We start from the raw sequence: 17,793 nt of genomic DNA, 5'->3' as shown, positions 1-17,793 counted from the left end.
CAATGGACGCTTATCGGATGGCCATCATTCAGGATGTGTTGCTTGGGCCGGCCTCTTCGCGGGCGCGCCCGCTCCTACAGGGCTTTCGCCAACCTTGGAAGCTGCGCGTTACCTGTGGGAGCGGGCGTGCCCGCGAAGAGGCCAGCGATTAACTAAAGGCCGTGATGATGCGCGGCGCGCCTGCGCCATCCCCTCAGTCGCTGCTCCAGCTGCAACGGGCTGTCGAGCTGCTGGCGCCGGGCCTGGCTGAACAGGATCAGCGCCAGCTCCGCCGTGACCTGCGCATCGGCGCTGGCATGGTGACGCTCATCCACCTGCAGGCCGAAGCGCGCCACCCAGTCGTCCAGCCCGGCCTCGCGCAACACGGTGTCGGGGTTGAGCATCGGTGCCAGTTCCGCCACGTCGAGGAAGGGCAACTGCAAGCGATGGCCCAGGCTCTGTTTCAAGGCACGGGCCAGCATGCGCTGGTCGAACGGCGCATGGAACGCCAGCACCGGGCTGTCGCCGATGAATTCGAGCAGGTCGAGCAGCGCTTCGGCCGGGTTGCAGCCAGCCGCCAGGGCACTCGGGCCGAGGCCGTGGATCAGCACGCTGGCGTTGGTTTTCTGTTCAGGGCGGTGCAGGGTGCGTTCGAACTGCTGGGCGAAATCGATGGCCCCGTCCTCGATGGCCACCGCACCGATCGACAGCACTTGGTCGCGATTGGGGTTGAGGCCGCTGGTTTCCAGGTCGAGCACCACCCAGCGCTGCTCGCGCAACGGGCATACGCCCAGCGGCTTGGCCTTGGGCAACCGCGCCAGGCGCTGGCGCAAGACATCGTCCAGCAGCGGGGCAGCAGGGCGCAGCCAGGCGAACAGGCTCATAACTGATACCGCAGGGCCAGGCTGCTCTGCAGGCGCTGGGCCTGACGCAGGGATTCGCGCAGGATGCGCCGGTCCAGATGGTTGAGGCTGTCCGGGTCGAGACGGTTGGAGTACGGCAGGTTGTCGCGGGTCTGGCGCTGGTGCTGCTGCATGCGGGTTTGCTGGATGAAGTGGTAGGCCTCTTCATAGGCAGCGCCGTCGAGCGCCTCGATGACCCCCTTGGCGACCAGCTGGCGCAGGCGCTCCAGGGTGTTGCAGGCGCCAATGCCATTGGCCAGTGCCAGCAGGCGGGCGCCATCGACGAAGGGCGTCAGGCCCTGGACCTTGAGGTCGAGGGTGGCGGCCTTGTCGTTGCCCTGGCGGGTCAGCACGAACTCGCGCAGGCGGCCCACCGGCGGGCGCTGGCGCAGGGCGTTGTCGGCCAGCATGCGCTGGAAGATGCGGTTGTCCGCCACCTGCTCCAGCAGTTGCCGGCGCAGTTGTTCACAGCCCTGTTCATCACCCCAGACCACGCGCAGGTCGAAGTAGATGCTCGAACCCAGCAGGTTCTCCGGGCTGGCCTCGCGCACGAAACCGGCAAAGCGCCGTGCCCACTGCGCGCGTGACAGGCACAGCTCGGGGTTGCCGGCCATGACGTTGCCCTTGCACAGGGTGAAACCGCACTGGGCCAGGCACTGGTTGATGTACTGCGCCAAGGGCAGCAGGCGTGCGCGAATGGCCTCGGCTTCGGTGTCGTCGGCGGCTTCGAAGAGGATGCCGTTGTCCTGGTCGGTGTGCAGGGTCTGCTCGCGGCGCCCTTCGCTGCCGAAGCACAACCAGCTGAACGGCACACCGGGGTCGCCACGTTCGGCAATGGCCAGCTCGATCACCCGGCACACCGTGTGGTCGTTGAGCAGGGTGATGATCTGGGTGATCTGCGTCGAGGAGGCGCCGTGGGCGAGCATGCGCTCGACCAGCTGGCCGATCTCGCCACGCAGCTGCACCAGCGAATCGAGGCGCGGCGCATGGCGGATGGTGCGCGCCAGGTGCACCAGGTCGACCCGCTGCAGGGAAAACAGGTCACGCTCGGACACCACGCCACACAGGCGCTGGTTGTCCACCAGGCAGACGTGGGCGATATGCCGTTCGGTCATCGCCATGGCCGCGTCGAAGGCGCTGGCCTGGGGGCTGAGGTAGAACGGCCTGGCGGTCATGTGCTGATCGATCGGCGCACCGAGGTCGGCATCGGCGGCGGCCACCACCTGGCGCAGGTCGCGCAGGGTGAAGATACCCACCGGGTAGCGCTGCGGGTCGACCACGACAATGCTGCCGACCTGCTGTTCATGCATCAGCCGCACCGCCTCGCGCAGCGGTGTATCCGGCGCGCAGACCACCGGGTGACGCATGGCCAGTTCGCCCAGCGGGGTATTCAGCGAGTACTGGGTGCCGAGGGTTTCCACTGCACGTTGGCGTACCTGCTGGTTGACCTGGTCGAGCAGGCTGCTGACCCCACGCAGTGCAAAATCTCGAAACACTTCCGACATCGAGAACACGCGGATGAACGCGGCTTTGTTCAATTGCAGGCAGAAGGTGTCTTCGCCGGCCAAATGTTCGGTGCGCGTCGCCCGCTCGCCGAGCAGTGCCGCCAGCGGGAAGCATTCGCCGCTGGTGATCTCGAAGGTGGTTTCCACCCCGGGCTTGACCAGGTGCTGGCGCTCGCCGACCACACGGCCCTGCTTGACGATGTAGAAGTGCTCGACCGGCCCGTCCGTGGGTTTGATGATGCTTTCGCCGCTGGCATAGAAGCGCAGCTGGCACTGTTCCACCAGGAAGGCCAGGTGGCTCTGCTCCATCTGGTTGAACGGCGGGAAACGCTGCAGGAACTGCAAGGTGCCCTGGATGTTCTGCAGTACTGCCGTTCTGCCCGCCTGAGTGTAGGCGTCCTTTTTGCTCATGACACTGACCGTATCGCTACGCCGAACTATATATATCTATATATAGGTGCGGCCTTGTTGTTCTCGGTCCCCATGGTCGGCTGGCAGCGGGATGGTGCCCATTGGACGTAAGTCTATGGGCCGCGCTGTCAAAGACCCGACGAAAGGCGAACCGGGTTACCGGGCTTTTGCGGTCCTAACCACTGAGCGAAGTTTTTTTGACGAGATGACCATGGCTGAGCATGACGACATCCTGAGTGACGCCGAACGCGAGGCATTGGCCGTGGTGAGCGCACCCGTTGCGCCGAGTCCAGTGGTTTTGGTTGTCGATGACAACCCGGTCAACAGCGAGGCGCTGAAGCTGTACCTGAAGAGCAGGGGCATCGAGAGCATGACTGCTGACGGGGCGCAGGAGGCAATGCTCAAGCTGCATTACGAACCGCGCATCGCCCTGATGATCACTGACCTTCGCATGCAACCCAACGATGGCCTTGAACTGATCCGGCAGATTCGCGAGTCGGAGCGGGCGGCATTGTCGATCATCGTGGTGTCGGGCGACACCGATGTGAAGGAGGCGGTGGACGTGATGCACCTAGGGGTGGTGGATTTTCTGCTGAAACCGGTGGATCTGGGGAAGCTGCTGGGGTTGGTGAAAAGAGAGTTACGGATCGAATAGCGGAGTAGGGCATTCGCGGGCAAGCCCGCTCCCACAGGTAATGCGCTGCCTTTGAGAGCAGCGGTGTACCTGTGGGAGCGGGCTTGCCCGCGAATCGACCTTACAGCCCGTTACGCGCCTTGAACTCGCGACGACGGCGGTGCAGCACCGGCTCGGTGTAGCCGTTCGGTTGCTTGGCACCTTCGATCACCAGCTCGATGGCCGCCTGGAACGCGACGTTGTCGTCGAAGTTCGGCGCCATCGGGTGGTACAGGGCGTCACCGGCGTTCTGCTTGTCGACCACTGCGGCCATGCGCTTGAGGCTTTCCAGCACCTGCTCCTGGCTGACCACGCCATGGCGCAGCCAGTTGGCCAGCAGCTGGGCCGAGATGCGCAGGGTGGCGCGGTCTTCCATCAGGCCGACATCGTTGATGTCCGGGACCTTCGAGCAACCCACACCTTGGTCGATCCAGCGCACGACATAGCCGAGGATGCCCTGGGCGTTGTTGTCCAGTTCGTTGCGGATCTCTTCAGCCGACCAGTTGGTGTCGGCCGCCAGCGGGATGGTCAGGATGTCATCGACCGAAGCCGGGGTGCGTGCAGCCAGCTCGCGCTGACGCGCTTGCACGTCGACCTTGTGGTAGTGCAGGGCATGCAAGGTGGCGGCAGTTGGCGACGGTACCCAGGCGGTGTTGGCGCCGGCCAGCGGGTGAGCGATCTTCTGCTCGAGCATGGCGGCCATCAGGTCCGGCATGGCCCACATGCCCTTGCCGATCTGCGCACGGCCTTGCAGGCCGGTGGCCAGGCCGACGTCGACGTTGTTGTTCTCGTAGGCGCCGATCCACTTCTCGTTCTTCATGGCGCCCTTGCGCACCACGGCGCCGGCTTCCATCGAGGTGTGGATTTCGTCACCGGTGCGGTCGAGGAAGCCGGTGTTGATGAACACCACGCGCTCGGCGGCTGCCTTGATGCAGGACTTCAGGTTGACCGTGGTACGGCGCTCCTCGTCCATGATGCCGACCTTGACGGTGTTGCGCTGCATGCCCAGCAGGTCTTCGACGCGGCTGAAGATTTCGGCGGCGAAGGCGACTTCTTCCGGGCCGTGCATCTTCGGCTTGACGATGTACACGCTGCCGCTGCGGGTGTTCTTGCGGCTGGTGTTGCCGTTGAGGTTGTGCAGGGCGATCAGGTTGGTGAACAGGCCGTCCTGGATGCCTTCAGGGATTTCGTTGCCCTGGCCATCGAGAATCGCCGGGTTGGTCATCAGGTGGCCGACGTTGCGCACGAACAGCAGCGAACGGCCGTGCAGGGTTACGCTGCCGCCGTTGGGCGCGGCGTATTCGCGGTCCGGGTTCATGGTGCGGGTGAAGGTCTTGCCGCCTTTGCTCACGCTTTCGGCCAGGTCGCCTTTCATCAGGCCCAGCCAGTTGCGGTAGACGATGACCTTGTCGTCGGCATCGACGGCGGCGACCGAGTCTTCGCAGTCCATGATGGTGGTCAGGGCCGATTCCATCAGGATGTCTTTGACGCCGGCGGCATCGGTGCTGCCGACCGGGGTGCTGGCATCGACCTGGATCTCGAAGTGCAGGCCGTTGTGCTTGAGCAGTACGGCGGTCGGTGCCTTGGCGTCGCCATGGAAGCCGATCAGCTGGGCGTCATCACGCAGGCCGCTGTTGCTGCCGCCTTTCAGGGCGACGACCAGTTTGCCGCCTTCGATGCGGTAGCCGGTGGAGTCGACGTGGGAGCCGGCTGCCAGGGGCGCGGCTTCGTCGAGGAAGGCGCGGGCGAAGGCGATGACCTTGTCGCCACGCAGCTTGTTGTAACCCTGGCCTTTCTCGGCGCCGCCTTCATCGCTGATGGCGTCGGTGCCGTACAGGGCGTCGTACAGCGAACCCCAGCGGGCGTTGGCGGCGTTCAGGGCGAAGCGGGCGTTCATCACCGGGACGACCAGCTGCGGGCCGGCCATGTGGGCGATTTCTTCGTCCACGTTCTGGGTGGTGGCCTGGAAATCGTCGGCTTGTGGCAGCAGGTAGCCGATTTCCTGGAGGAATGCTTTGTAGGCTACGGCGTCGTGTGCCTGGCCTTTGCGTGCCTGGTGCCAGGCGTCGATCTTGGCTTGCAGCTCGTCGCGCTTGGCGAGCAGGGCTTTGTTCTTTGGAGCGAGGTCATTGATGATCTTCTCTGCACCGGCCCAGAACTGCTCGGCGACGATGCCGGTCCCCGGCATGGCTTCGTTGTTGACGAAGTCGTACAGGACCTTGGCGACCTGAAGGCCACCGACTTGAACGTATCCAGTCATTGCTTGCCTCACTCTGCTCAGCTATTTCGCTCTTCTGTATTAAGCCTGTAGCGCTTCTCTAAACACGTTCCAGTGCTTGCCCTCGTCGGATGGCGCGAGCGCGGCTGGGTGCGGCCTGCCAGACGGGCTGGCAGACAGTGTGCGTATTTTCACAGGCGCCTTGGCAGACATCCAAACGACGTTTTGTAGTCCGCGCCACGGGATACTACATGAAGCAGTAGGCGAGGCAAAATCAGACTAAAAGCGCCGTTATGCGACCGGTTGGTCGCGTATGGTCACGCTGGGAGAACGTATGTTCGCAAAAAACCGGTGGATTGTTCCAGATAAATCTTGAAACAGTACACGATTGTTTGTGCGGATTGCCCTGCGGCAGGTTGCCGCGCCTTGCCTATACTGAGTCGATCCCCCGTATTTACGCCGCCTCGGGCGGCCCGACGCAGAGGAAGGGCCTGTGGATCATCTTGTATTGACCGTGATTGCCCCGGACAAGGCCGGCCAGGTCGAACGCATTGCCCAGTGCATCGCCGATCATAACGGCAACTGGCTGGAGAGCCGCATGTCGCGGATGGCCGGGCAGTTTGCCGGGATCCTGCGGGTGGCGGTGCCGGCGGAAAACTACGACGAGCTGGTGAAGTCGCTGCAGGCGCTTGGGCAATACGATATTCGCGTGCTGATCGCCGAGAGTGGCATCGAACCGTCATGCACCTGGAAACCGATTGCCATGGAGCTGGTGGGCAACGACCGCCCAGGCATCGTGCGCGATATCACCCGCTTGCTGGCGGACCAGGGGGTGAACCTGGAGCGCTTCACCACCGAAGTGCGGCCGGCGCCGATGAGCAGTGAGCCACTGTTCCATGCCGATGCCTTGCTGGCGTTGCCTTTGACGTTGTCGCTGGACGAATTGCAGCAGAAGCTGGAAAGCCTGGCGGACGATTTGATGGTGGAGTTGAAGTTGCGGCCTGAGGATTGATCTGCAATTGCCGGGGCCGCTTCGCGCCCCATGGCGGTTATCCCGATTTCACGGGGACGGCCCTGTGGATAAGCTGGGGGTGCACCTCGCCAGCCCAGCAACGGCAAGCCTTCCCGAGGTTTGAGCAAAAAACGTACAGAAATCAGCCGCTTGTGCACAAAGCACGGGGACGAGGGTGTGGATAACCTTTGGAGATGTTGCTGCAGGCCACGAACGACGTGGCCTGCAAGGTTTTGATCGTTTTTTGATCAGGCGCGCTTGCGCAGATTGAGCCAGGCATCGACGCTATAGACCGCCAACCCCGCCCAGATGAACAGGAACGCCATCAAGCTGCTCGACGACAGGTGCTCATCGAACAGCAGCACCGCCTGCAGCAGCACCAAGGTTGGCGCCAGGTATTGCAGGAAGCCCAGGGTGGTGTAGGGCAGGTGGCGTGCTGCTGCGTTGAAGCACACCAGCGGCACCAGTGTTACCGGCCCTGCCGCGATCAGCCACAGCGCCTCGCTGGTGCTGTAGAAGTCAGCCTGAGCGCTTATCGCCGCCGGGTGCAGCAGCATCCAGCCCAATGCCAACGGCACCAGCATCCAGGTTTCCACCACCAGGCCGGGCAGCGCCGCTACCGGTGCCTGTTTGCGGATCAGGCCATAGAAACCGAAGCTCAGGGCCAGTGCCAGCGACACCCACGGCAGGCTGCCCACCTGCCATACCTGCTGCGCAACGCCCACCGCCGCCATGGCCACCGCCAGCCATTGCAGGCGGCGCAGGCGCTCGCCGAGCAGCAGCATGCCCAGCAGTACATTGATCAACGGGTTGATGTAGTAACCCAGGCTGGCTTCGAGCATGCGCCCGTTGTTCACCGCCCAGACATACGTCAGCCAGTTGCCGGCGATCAAGGTACCGCTCAGGGCCAAAATTGCCAGCCGGCGCGGGTTCTCGCGCAGCTCGCGCCACCAGCCGGGGTGCTTCCACACCAGCAGCAACAGTGAACCGAACAGCGCCGACCAGAGCACCCGATGGACGATGATCTCCACCGCCGGAACGCTCTGGATAGCTTTGAAGTACAGTGGGAACAAGCCCCAGATGATGTAGGCGCCAAGGCCCAGAAGGTACCCGCGGCGCGGGTTTGCAGCGTGCATGGAGAGTCCTTGCTCAGTAAAGCGAGGCCTATTGTAGACAGAGGCGCGCTTGCTTCTAGAACAATTTCAGTGGTTGCTCGTCCAGTGCTGCCAGTTGCTCGCGCAACGCGAGGATCTGGTCACCCCAATAGCGCGGCTGGCCGAACCACGGGAAGCTCGGCGGGAACGCCGGATCATCCCAGCGTCGTGCCAGCCAGGCGCTGTAATGCAGCTGGCGCAGGGCGCGCAAGGGTTCGATGAGGGCCAGTTCGCGCGGGTCGAAGTCGTGGAACTCGTTGTAGCCGTCGACCAGTTCGGCCAGTTGCCCCAGGCGTTCCTCGCGGCTGCCGGCGAGCATCATCCACAGGTCCTGCACCGCAGGGCCCATGCGGCAGTCATCGAGGTCGACCACGTGGTACACCTCGTCGCGGTGCATCAGGTTGCCGGGGTGCAGGTCGCCATGCAGGCGGATGACCTGGTGCGGGGTGCGGGCGTAGGCATCCTCGACCCGCTCGAGCAGGTGGCGAGCCACGGACTCGAAAGCGGGCAGCAGCTCCTTGGGGACGAAGCCACCGTCGAGCAGGGTGTTCAGCGAGGCGTGGCCGAAGTTGTCCACAGCCAGCGCTTCACGGTGTTCGAACGGGCGCGCGGCCCCCACGGCATGCAGGCGGCCGAGCAGCTGGCCGAGGCGGTAGAGTTGGTCAAGGTTGCCAGGCTCCGGCGCGTGGCCGCCACGGCGCGGGAACAGGGTGAAGCGGAAGCCCTTGTGTTCGAACAGGGTCTGGCCACCGTGTGGCAACGGCGCGACCACCGGCACTTCGCAGTCGGCGAGCTCGGCGGTGAACTGGTGCTCTTCGAGGATCGCCGCATCGCTCCAGCGGCCCGGGCGGTAGAACTTGGCGATCAACGGTTGCGAATCTTCGATGCCCACCTGATAGACGCGGTTCTCATAGCTGTTCAGCGCCAGCACCCGGGCATCGCTGAGAAAACCCAGGCTTTCCACGGCGTCCAGGACCAGGTCGGGGGTGAGGGTGTCGAAGGGGTGGGACATGGGGGCTCCGGGGATGGGCGACATGTCGGCATGGTAACCCATTCCATGGCCTGCCCAGGCTAAACCGGCACCCCGAGCAACACATAGGATGGATGAAACTGCACACGCACTTTGCTCCCCTCACTGACGGCCTGCCCGGCCAGCCAGCGCGCCTCGGCAAACGCACAGAGCGTCTGCCCATTGCCCAGCGCCAACCGCACTTCACTGTCGCCCTGAGCATCGGTCAGCACCTCTTCGACGGTGGCGTTCAGCACATTGCTGTCGGCCTCGGCTTCATCACCCGCTGCCAGCAACTGCACCCACCCGGCCTTGAGCAGTGCCATCACCGTGGCCCCCAGCGTCAGCTCCAGCCGCGCCGTGCTGTCATGGGTGATCAACGCGTCGATCTCCAGCCCGCCGCCCAGCGCCAGGCTGACCCGGTCATGGCGGCCCTCCCTGCGCAACCCGCTGACCTGCCCCTGCAACTGGTTGCGCGCACTGGTGCGCAGCATCAGGCGGCCTAGCAGGTCGAGGTCGCTGGACTCTTCCGCCGCTTCGAGAATCTGCGCCTGCAGTGCCTGCACTTTCTGGTACAGGCGCAGCACCCGCTCACCCTCCGCCGAAAGCCTTGCGCCACCCCCGCCTCGGCCGCCCGTGCTGCGCTCGACCAGGGGCTGGCTGGCCAGGTTGTTGAGTTCATCGATCGCATCCCAGGCTGCCTTGTAGCTGATGCCGGCAGCCTTGGCCGCGCGGGTGATCGAGCCTTGTTCGGCAATATGCTGAAGCAGGGCGATGCGCTGCGGGCGACGGGCGATGTGCTGGGTGAGGAGAGCGGGCAGGGACATGGTGGCGCCTATCTGAAACTGACCCGTCAAGCTTGCCCCGGTTTTGCCGTACGTGCCAGGCAATACACATCGATCCTTCGCGCACCGGCCTGACGCAGCAGTTGCGCGATAGCCTGGGCGGTGGCCCCGGTGGTCAGCACGTCATCGATCACGGCGACGTGCCTGCCTTTGAGCGATGCCGCGCTGGCCAGCGCGAACGCCCGGCGCAGATTGCGCTGGCGTGCCCGGGCATCCAGGTGTTGTTGAGCCGGTGTTTCTCGCGTGCGCAGCAACAAACGCTCATCGCATCCAATAGCCAGTGCTTGCGACAGCCAACGCCCGAGCATGCCGGCCTGGTTGAAGCCCCGCTCGCGCAGTCGACGCCGCGCCAGCGGTACGGGCAGCAGCAGGTCGGGTTTGGGCAGGCCTTCCTGAAAGCGGTGGCGCAGGTTCAGGCTCAGCATTTCGGCCATCAGCCGACCCAGCGGCCATTGGCTGTTGTGCTTGAAGCGGCTGATCAGCGTGTCCAGCGGAAACCCATAGTGCCAGGGCGCAACCACCTCATCGAAGGCTGGCGGGCGGCGGCTGCACTGGGCGCAGATCAGGCCGGCCATCGGCAAGGGCAAGGCGCAGCGCAGGCAGTGATCATTGAGCCAGGGCAGCTCCTGCTCGCAGGGCACACACAGTGGATAGTGCTGTTCGGCAGTTTCATTGCACAGCAAACAGGTATGGTTAATATTTATACACTTGTAAACCAGTGCTTTTAACCAAGGTTGACAGTTCATAGGCCTTCCATGACTATGCGAGCTATCCGTGATGCGCTGGCGGGCACTTGTGCCTCGGCGCCAGTTACAGCCTAAACAAGGAAACGCCGATGAGCGCCAGCACAACTGCAACAACACGTCACGACTGGTCCCTGCCTGAGGTCAAGGCATTGTTCCAGCAGCCCTTCAATGACCTGCTGTTCCAGGCGCAGAGCGTGCACCGCGCGCATTTCGACCCGAACCGAGTACAGGTTTCGACGCTGCTGTCGATCAAGACCGGCGCCTGCCCGGAAGATTGCAAATATTGTCCGCAGTCCGGCCACTACAACACCGGGCTGGAAAAACAGAAGCTGATGGAAGTGCAGAAGGTCCTCGAGGAAGCCGCGCGCGCCAAAGCGATAGGCTCCACCCGCTTCTGCATGGGTGCGGCCTGGAAGCACCCGTCGGCCAAGGACATGCCCTACGTGCTGGAGATGGTCAAAGGCGTCAAGGCCATGGGCCTGGAAACCTGCATGACCCTCGGCAAGCTCGACCAGGAGCAGACCGTGGCCCTGGCCCAGGCGGGCCTGGACTACTACAACCACAACCTCGACACCTCGCCGGAATTCTACGGCAGCATCATCACCACCCGTACCTATGGCGAGCGCCTGCAGACCCTGGCCTACGTGCGTGACGCCGGGATGAAGATCTGCTCCGGCGGCATCCTCGGCATGGGCGAGTCGCTGGACGACCGCGCCGGGCTGCTGATCCAGCTGGCCAACTTGCCCGAGCACCCGGAGTCGGTGCCGATCAACATGCTGGTCAAGGTCGCCGGTACCCCGCTGGCCGAGGAGGAGGACGTCGACCCGTTCGACTTCATCCGCATGCTGGCGGTCGCCCGTATCCTCATGCCCAAGTCGCACGTGCGCCTGTCCGCCGGGCGCGAGCAGATGAACGAGCAGATGCAGGCATTGGCCTTCATGGCTGGCGCCAACTCGATCTTCTACGGCGAGAAACTGCTGACCACCGCCAACCCGCAGGCCGACAAGGACATGCAACTGTTCGCCCGCCTGGGCATCAAGCCTGAAGCGCGCGAAGAGCATGCCGACGAGGTGCACCAGGCGGCTATCGAGCAGGCCCTGGTCGAGCAACGCAGCAGCGAGCTGTTCTACGACGCAGCAACGGCCTGAGATGGCCTTCGACCTGGCGGCGCGCCTGGCCGAACGGCGCGCCGCAGACCTGTATCGGCAGCGGCCATTGCTGGAGAGCCCACAGGGGCCTGAGGTCGTGGTCGACGGCCAGCGGTTGCTGGCCTTCTGCAGCAATGACTACCTGGGGCTGGCCAACCACCCTGAAGTGATCACCGCCTGGCAGGCTGGCGCCGAACGCTGGGGTGTCGGTGGCGGTGCCTCGCACCTGGTGGTCGGCCACAGCGCGCCGCACCATGCCGTCGAAGAGGCGCTGGCCGAACTGACCGGCCGCCCGCGCGCGCTGCTATTTTCCACAGGCTACATGGCCAACCTTGGCGCCATCACCGCACTGGTGGGGCAGGGCGACACCGTGCTGCAGGACCGCCTCAATCACGCGTCGCTGCTCGATGGCGGGTTGCTCAGCGGTGCGCGTTTCAGCCGCTACCTGCACAACGACGCTACCAGCCTGGCCAACCGCCTGGGCAAGGCCACCGGCAACACGCTGGTGGTGACTGACGGCGTGTTCAGCATGGATGGCGACCTCGCCGACCTGCCCGCGCTGGCCAGCGTCGCACGCGCACGTGGTGCCTGGCTGATGGTCGACGACGCCCATGGCCTGGGCACCTTGGGCAAGCAAGGTGGCGGCATCGTCGAGCACTTCGGCCTGGGCATCGACGAGGTGCCGGTGCTGATCGGCACCTTGGGCAAGGCCTGTGGCACCGCCGGTGCCTTCGTCGCCGGCAGTGAGGAGCTGATCGAAGCACTGGTGCAGTTCGCCCGTCCGTACATCTACACCACCAGCCAGCCCCCGGCGCTGGCCTGCGCCACGCTCAAGAGCCTGGAGCTGCTGCGCCGCGAAACCTGGCGCAGCGAGCACCTGGCCGCGCTGATTCGCCAGTTCCGTGAGGGGGCCGGGCAAATCGGCCTGCAGCTGATGGACAGCCCGACGCCGATCCAGCCGATCCTGATCGGCGACAGTGCCCAGGCCCTCAAGCTGTCGCGCATGCTGCGTGACCGTGGCCTGCTGGTGACCGCCATCCGCCCGCCCACCGTGCCTGCCGGCAGTGCCCGCCTGCGGGTCACCCTGAGCGCGGCGCACAGCGAGGCGCAGGTGCAGCTATTGTTGAATGCATTGGCCGAGTGTTATCCACAGCTGGAGGCCGCCGATGCGTAACCGTTTGATCCTTCTTCCCGGCTGGGGCTTGGGCACCGCCGCCCTCGAGCCGCTCGCCGCCAGCCTGCGGGCCCAGGATGCCCGCCTGCAGGTCGAGCTGATGCCGCTGCCGGAACTGGCCGATGCCGATGTGCAGGCGTGGGTTGACTACCTTGACCGCAAATTGCCCAGCGATACCTGGCTGGGTGGCTGGTCGCTCGGCGGCATGCTCGCCAGCGAGCTGGCGCGCAAGCGCGGCGACCATTGCTGCGGCTTGCTGACCTTGGGCAGCAACCCCAGTTTCGTGGCCCGCCCCGGCTGGCCCCACGGCATGGCCGACGACACCTTCGGCACCTTCCTCGACGGTTGCCGCAGCCACACCTCGGTGACCCTCAAGCGCTTCCGCACGCTGTGCAGCGAAGGTGCCCTGCAACCGCGCACGCTGCTGCGCCAACTGGGTGTCGGGGTGCCAGACACCGATCCGCTGTACCTGGCCACCGGCCTTGAAGTGCTGGCGCAGCTCGATACCCGTGAAGCACTGCAGGCCTATGGCGGCCCGCAGTTGCACCTGTTCGCCGGCAGCGACGCGCTGGTGCCGGCCGAGGCGGCCAAGGCGCTGAGCGAGCTGCTGCCCGATGTGGAAGTCGGCCTGGTCGAAGACAGTTCCCATGCCTTCCTGCTGGAATATCCACAGGAGCTGGCGGCGGGCATCAAGAGTTTCCTGCATGAGAGTGGCGATGACTGACCTTTCCCGTCCAACCCTGCCCGGCGCGTTGCCGGACAAGCGCCAGGTGGCCGCCTCGTTCTCCCGTGCGGCGGCCAGCTACGACAGCGTCGCGGCCCTGCAGCGCGCCGTGGGCGTGAGCTTGCTGAACCAGTTGCCCGATGACCTGGCGCCGACACGCTGGCTGGACCTTGGCAGTGGCACCGGGTATTTCAGCCGGGTGCTCGGTGAACGCTTCGAACAGGCAACCGGTGTGGCTGTGGATATCGCCGAAGGCATGTTGCGCCATGCCCGTGGCGAGCGCGGCGGGGCGCACTACCATGTTGCCGGTGATGCCGAGCGCCTGCCGCTGGGCGATGCCTGCGTCGACCTGGTGTTCACCAGCCTCGCGGTGCAGTGGTGCGGCCACTTCGCCAGTGTGCTGGACGAGGCCCGGCGCGTACTGCGCCCGGGTGGCGTGCTGGCCTTCAGCAGCCTGTGCGTCGGTACGCTCGATGAGTTGCGCGCCAGCTGGCAGGCGGTGGATGGCATGGTGCATGTCAATCGCTTCCGCAGGTTTGAAGACTATCAGCGCCTGTGTGCTGCCAGTGGCCTTGAACAGCTCAGCCTGCAGCGTCAGCCGCATGTGCTGCACTACCCCGATGTGCGTAGCCTGACCCATGAGCTCAAGGCCCTGGGCGCCCACAACCTCAACCCCGGGCGGCCCTCTGGCCTGACCGGCCGGGCGCGCATGCAAGGCCTTCTGCAGGCCTACGAAGCGTTTCGCCAGCCCCAGGGGCTGCCCGCCACCTACCAGGTGGTCTATGGTGTGATGCGCAAGCCACAGGCATGAGAGGAGCGACATGAGCCAGGCCTATTTCATCGCCGGGACCGACACCGATGTCGGCAAGACCACCATCGCCGCCGGGCTGCTGCATGCGGCGCGGCTGCAAGGGCTGAGTACCTTGGGCGCGAAGCCGGTGGCTTCGGGCTGCACCGTGACGCCAAAAGGCCTGCGCAACAGCGATGCCCAGGCGCTGATCGACGAAAGCTCGGTCAAGCTCGCTTACGAAGAGGTCAACCCGTTTGCCTTCGAGCCGGCCATTGCCCCGCATGTGGCTGCCCGGGAGGCGGGCATTGCGCTGGAAGTAGGTGTGTTGTCCAAGGCCATGCGCCATGTGCTGGACCAGGGGGCGGACTTCACCCTGGTCGAAGGTGCGGGCGGTTGGCGAGTGCCATTGTCCAATCACGCCAACCTGTCGGACCTGGCTATCGCCCTCAAGCTGCCGGTCATCCTGGTGGTCGGGGTACGGCTGGGCTGCATCAACCATGCCTTGCTCAGTGCCGAGGCGATAGCCCGGGACGGGCTGCAGCTGGCTGGCTGGGTGGCGAACATCATCGAACCGCGGACTTCGCGCCTGGAAGAAAACCTGGCCAGCCTGGCAGAGCGCTTGCCAGCGCCTTGCCTGGGGCGGGTGCCGAAGCTCAAGCAGGCAACGGCGGATGCAGTGGCGGAGCACCTGCAGCTCGACCTGCTGGATTGAGCGTTGCCAGGTATGCCCGTGGCCTATCAAGTAGCACGGGGCCATTAGGGATTTAAACGGGCCTTTTCGTGCCTGGCCTGCTTTAATTGGCCCTGTTCATATCCAGCGTCATTGGAGTTCTGACATGGAAATCACCGGCAGCACCGCGTATTACGCGGGCCTCAACGCCATCTACAACGGCCAGAACCGTGTCGATCAGGCCGCTGGGCAAATTGCCAACGCCTCGGTCGAGCGCGCCGCCACCAGCCAGTCCAGCGACTTCCAGGCCGAGCGCCTGCGTGGGGTCGACCGCAGCCAGCAGATGGACCTGGCAACCAGCACCGTGCAATTGGCCCTGGGCAAGACCGAGGTCGAACTCGGTGCAAAAGTGGCCAAGGCTTCCGACGAAATGCTCGGGCGGTTCATCGACACCTACGCCTGATCGGCCACTTCACCCGACTTGCACACAGCCCCTGTGGGAGCGGGCTTGCCCGCGAATGCGTCAGATCAGGCAGCTCTGTTGTCTGTCTTGGCCCTTTCGCGGGCAAGCCCGCTCCCACAGGGGCATTGTTTTTTCTCGGATTGGCATAAACGCCATCTTTCGCGGCGTAAATGGCACCATAGTCCCTTCTTGACATCAGGCGGTCCTAAACGTAAGTTTCAAACAACTGTTTGACCGAAAGCCGACAAGAGCTGGTCGGTACCAGCGGTCCCCTACCGAACTCATCACAGAGGTTCATCGCAATGCCTGATTACAAAGCCCCCTTGCGTGATATTCGTTTCGTCCGCGACGAGCTGCTCGGCTACGAGGCGCACTATCAGAGCCTGCCGGGTTGCCAGGACGCCACCCCCGACATGGTCGACGCGATCCTGGAAGAAGGCGCGAAGTTCTGTGAGCAGGTGCTGTCGCCGCTGAACCGTGTCGGTGATCAGGAAGGCTGTACCTGGAGCGAGTCGGGCGTGAAGACGCCGACCGGTTTCAAGGCAGCCTACGAGCAGTTCGTGGAAGGCGGCTGGCCGAGCCTGGCGCATGACGTCGAGCACGGTGGGCAGGGCCTGCCGGAGTCGCTGGGCCTGGCCCTGAGCGAAATGGTCGGTGGTTCGAACTGGTCGTGGGGCATGTACCCGGGCCTGTCCCACGGCGCCATGAACACCATCTCCGCGCACGGTACCGCCGAGCAGCAGCACACCTACCTGACCAAGCTGGTGTCCGGCGAGTGGACGGGCACCATGTGCCTGACCGAGCCACATTGCGGTACCGACCTGGGCATGCTGCGCACCAAGGCCGAACCCCAGGCCGATGGCAGCTACAAGGTTTCCGGCACCAAGATCTTCATCTCGGCCGGCGAACACGACATGGCCGACAACATCGTCCACATCGTGCTGGCGCGTCTGCCGGATGCTCCGGCGGGCACCAAAGGGATCTCGCTGTTCATCGTGCCGAAGTTCCTGCCCAACGCCGAAGGCGGCGTGGGTGAGCGCAACGGCGTGAGCTGCGGCTCGATCGAGCACAAGATGGGCATCCACGGCAACGCCACCTGCGTGATGAACTTCGACGGTGCCACCGGCTACCTGATCGGCCCGGCCAACAAAGGCCTGAACTGCATGTTCACCTTCATGAACACCGCACGCCTGGGTACCGCGCTGCAAGGCCTGGCCCACGCCGAAGTGGCGTTCCAGGGCGGCCTGAAGTATGCCCGCGAGCGCCTGCAGATGCGTTCCCTGACCGGCCCTAAAGCGCCGGACAAAGCGGCAGACCCGATCATCGTCCACCCGGACGTGCGTCGCATGCTGCTGACCATGAAGGCCTTCGCCGAAGGCAACCGCGCGATGGTGTACTTCACCGCCAAGCAGGTGGACATCGTCAAGTACAGCCAGGACGAGGAAGAGCGCAAGAAGGCCGACGCCCTGCTGGCCTTCCTGACCCCGATCGCCAAGGCGTTCATGACCGAAGTCGGCTTCGAAGCCGCCAACCATGGTGTGCAGATCTACGGCGGCCACGGCTTCATCGCCGAGTGGGGCATGGAGCAGAACGTGCGCGACAGCCGTATCTCCATGCTGTACGAAGGCACCACCGGCATCCAGGCACTCGACCTGCTCGGCCGCAAGGTACTGATGACCCAGGGCGAAGCGCTCAAGGGCTTCACCAAGATCGTGCACAAGTTCTGCCAGGCGCAGGAAGGCAACGAAGCGGTCAAGGAGTTCGTCGCGCCATTGGCTGCGCTGAACAAGGAGTGGGGCGAGCTGACCATGAAAGTGGGCATGGCCGCGATGAAGGACCGCGAAGAGGTCGGCGCTGCTTCGGTGGATTACCTGATGTACTCCGGTTATGCGTGCCTGGCCTACTTCTGGGCTGACATCGCCCGCCTGGCTGCGGAGAAACTGGCTGCCGGCACCAGCGAAGAGGCCTTCTACACCGCCAAGCTGCAGACCGCGCGCTTCTACTTCCAGCGCATCCTGCCGCGCACCCGTACCCACGTGGCCACCATGCTGTCGGGCGCCAACAACCTGATGGACATGAAGGAAGAAGACTTCTCGCTGGGTTATTAAGCCTATGTGAGCTACTGAAAAAAACGCCGCTCCTCGTGAGCGGCGTTTTTTTGTGGCTGTCATTTTTGTTTGCCTGCTTGCTTCAATATTTTTATTTGGGAATAGCTGGCGCAGCACAACTTTTAGGTGTGTGCAGTATTCGTGTTTCTGGAAGTTTTAGTTGGCTTGTATTTCCGAAATTTCCAACTATTGGTTTCTCGTTCAGTATGACGTAGCAAATACATTGCCAAGGTTTTCTGTTCGCATTCGCCGCGCAGCATGC

General features: G+C 64.2%; 16 protein-coding genes. 9 read left to right on the top strand and 7 right to left on the bottom strand.

The window, feature by feature from the left end:
- Positions 1-152 precede the first annotated feature (152 nt).
- Positions 153-863, bottom strand: a complete 711-nt coding sequence (locus CAF78_RS14060; RefSeq protein ID WP_085676275.1) for a PolC-type DNA polymerase III — start codon at positions 861-863, stop codon at positions 153-155.
- Positions 860-2,797, bottom strand: a complete 1,938-nt coding sequence (locus CAF78_RS14055; protein WP_085676274.1) for a DUF294 nucleotidyltransferase-like domain-containing protein — start codon at positions 2,795-2,797, stop codon at positions 860-862. The genes CAF78_RS14060 and CAF78_RS14055 overlap by 4 nt, the downstream gene beginning before the upstream one ends.
- 115 nt (positions 2,798-2,912) lie before the next feature.
- On the opposite strand from CAF78_RS14055, the gene CAF78_RS14050 reads away from it, so the two are divergent.
- Complete coding sequence (locus CAF78_RS14050) at positions 2,913-3,452, top strand: response regulator (protein ID WP_085676273.1); 540 nt, start codon at positions 2,913-2,915, stop codon at positions 3,450-3,452.
- A gap of 100 nt (positions 3,453-3,552) precedes the next feature.
- Here the strand turns inward: CAF78_RS14050 and CAF78_RS14045 are convergent, their stop codons facing one another.
- Complete coding sequence (locus CAF78_RS14045; RefSeq protein ID WP_085676272.1) at positions 3,553-5,730, bottom strand: malate synthase G; 2,178 nt, start codon at positions 5,728-5,730, stop codon at positions 3,553-3,555.
- Between the two features lie 451 nt (positions 5,731-6,181).
- Between CAF78_RS14045 and CAF78_RS14040 the strand changes: the two genes are divergently transcribed.
- On the top strand, positions 6,182-6,700 hold the full coding sequence (locus tag CAF78_RS14040; protein WP_085676271.1) for a glycine cleavage system protein R: 519 nt from the start codon (positions 6,182-6,184) through the stop codon (positions 6,698-6,700).
- A gap of 248 nt (positions 6,701-6,948) precedes the next feature.
- Here CAF78_RS14040 and rarD read toward each other — a convergent pair whose 3' ends face one another.
- From rarD to CAF78_RS14020, 4 genes are read right to left on the bottom strand one after another with little or no spacing between them, the layout of a single operon-like run.
- Positions 6,949-7,836: an EamA family transporter RarD gene (gene rarD / locus CAF78_RS14035; protein ID WP_085676270.1), complete on the bottom strand. Its 888-nt coding sequence runs from the start codon at positions 7,834-7,836 to the stop codon at positions 6,949-6,951.
- A gap of 55 nt (positions 7,837-7,891) precedes the next feature.
- On the bottom strand, positions 7,892-8,866 hold the full coding sequence (locus CAF78_RS14030; protein WP_085676269.1) for a serine/threonine protein kinase: 975 nt from the start codon (positions 8,864-8,866) through the stop codon (positions 7,892-7,894).
- 59 nt (positions 8,867-8,925) lie between these two features.
- Positions 8,926-9,690, bottom strand: coding sequence for a TOBE domain-containing protein (locus tag CAF78_RS14025; protein WP_085676268.1), 765 nt, complete (start codon positions 9,688-9,690; stop codon positions 8,926-8,928).
- Positions 9,691-9,716: 26 nt separating this feature from the next.
- Positions 9,717-10,454 carry a ComF family protein gene (locus CAF78_RS14020; RefSeq protein ID WP_085676267.1) on the bottom strand — a complete coding sequence of 246 codons (738 nt, stop codon included), beginning with the start codon at positions 10,452-10,454 and terminating at the stop codon, positions 9,717-9,719.
- 89 nt (positions 10,455-10,543) lie between these two features.
- Between CAF78_RS14020 and bioB the strand changes: the two genes are divergently transcribed.
- From bioB to CAF78_RS13985, 7 genes are all read left to right on the top strand, one after another.
- A complete protein-coding gene (gene bioB, locus CAF78_RS14015; RefSeq protein WP_085676266.1) occupies positions 10,544-11,602 on the top strand; it encodes a biotin synthase BioB in 1,059 nt (352 codons plus the stop codon).
- Between the two features lies 1 nt (position 11,603).
- The gene (bioF, locus tag CAF78_RS14010; RefSeq protein WP_085676265.1) at positions 11,604-12,776 is read left to right on the top strand and encodes an 8-amino-7-oxononanoate synthase; all 1,173 of its coding nucleotides are present in this window, start codon (positions 11,604-11,606) and stop codon (positions 12,774-12,776) included.
- Positions 12,769-13,500 carry an alpha/beta fold hydrolase gene (locus CAF78_RS14005; RefSeq protein WP_085676264.1) on the top strand — a complete coding sequence of 244 codons (732 nt, stop codon included), beginning with the start codon at positions 12,769-12,771 and terminating at the stop codon, positions 13,498-13,500. Before bioF ends, CAF78_RS14005 begins: the two co-directional genes overlap by 8 nt.
- Positions 13,493-14,311 carry a malonyl-ACP O-methyltransferase BioC gene (gene bioC, locus CAF78_RS14000; protein WP_085676263.1) on the top strand — a complete coding sequence of 273 codons (819 nt, stop codon included), beginning with the start codon at positions 13,493-13,495 and terminating at the stop codon, positions 14,309-14,311. The genes CAF78_RS14005 and bioC overlap by 8 nt, the downstream gene beginning before the upstream one ends.
- 10 nt (positions 14,312-14,321) lie before the next feature.
- Entirely contained in the window at positions 14,322-15,002 is a 681-nt protein-coding gene (bioD, locus tag CAF78_RS13995; RefSeq protein WP_085676262.1) for a dethiobiotin synthase, read from the top strand.
- Positions 15,003-15,126: 124 nt separating this feature from the next.
- Positions 15,127-15,423, top strand: coding sequence for a hypothetical protein (locus tag CAF78_RS13990; RefSeq protein WP_060512164.1), 297 nt, complete (start codon positions 15,127-15,129; stop codon positions 15,421-15,423).
- A 302-nt stretch (positions 15,424-15,725) separates the two neighbouring features.
- Positions 15,726-17,531: a phenylacyl-CoA dehydrogenase gene (locus CAF78_RS13985; RefSeq protein ID WP_085676261.1), complete on the top strand. Its 1,806-nt coding sequence runs from the start codon at positions 15,726-15,728 to the stop codon at positions 17,529-17,531.
- Positions 17,532-17,793: the final 262 nt, after the last annotated feature.

Source organism: Pseudomonas sp. R28(2017) (assembly GCF_002112505.1).
Taxonomy (GTDB): Bacteria; Pseudomonadota; Gammaproteobacteria; order Pseudomonadales; family Pseudomonadaceae; genus Aquipseudomonas.
The sequence above is the reverse complement of the archived record's forward strand: the minus strand, read 5'-3'. Positions and strand labels throughout refer to the sequence as shown.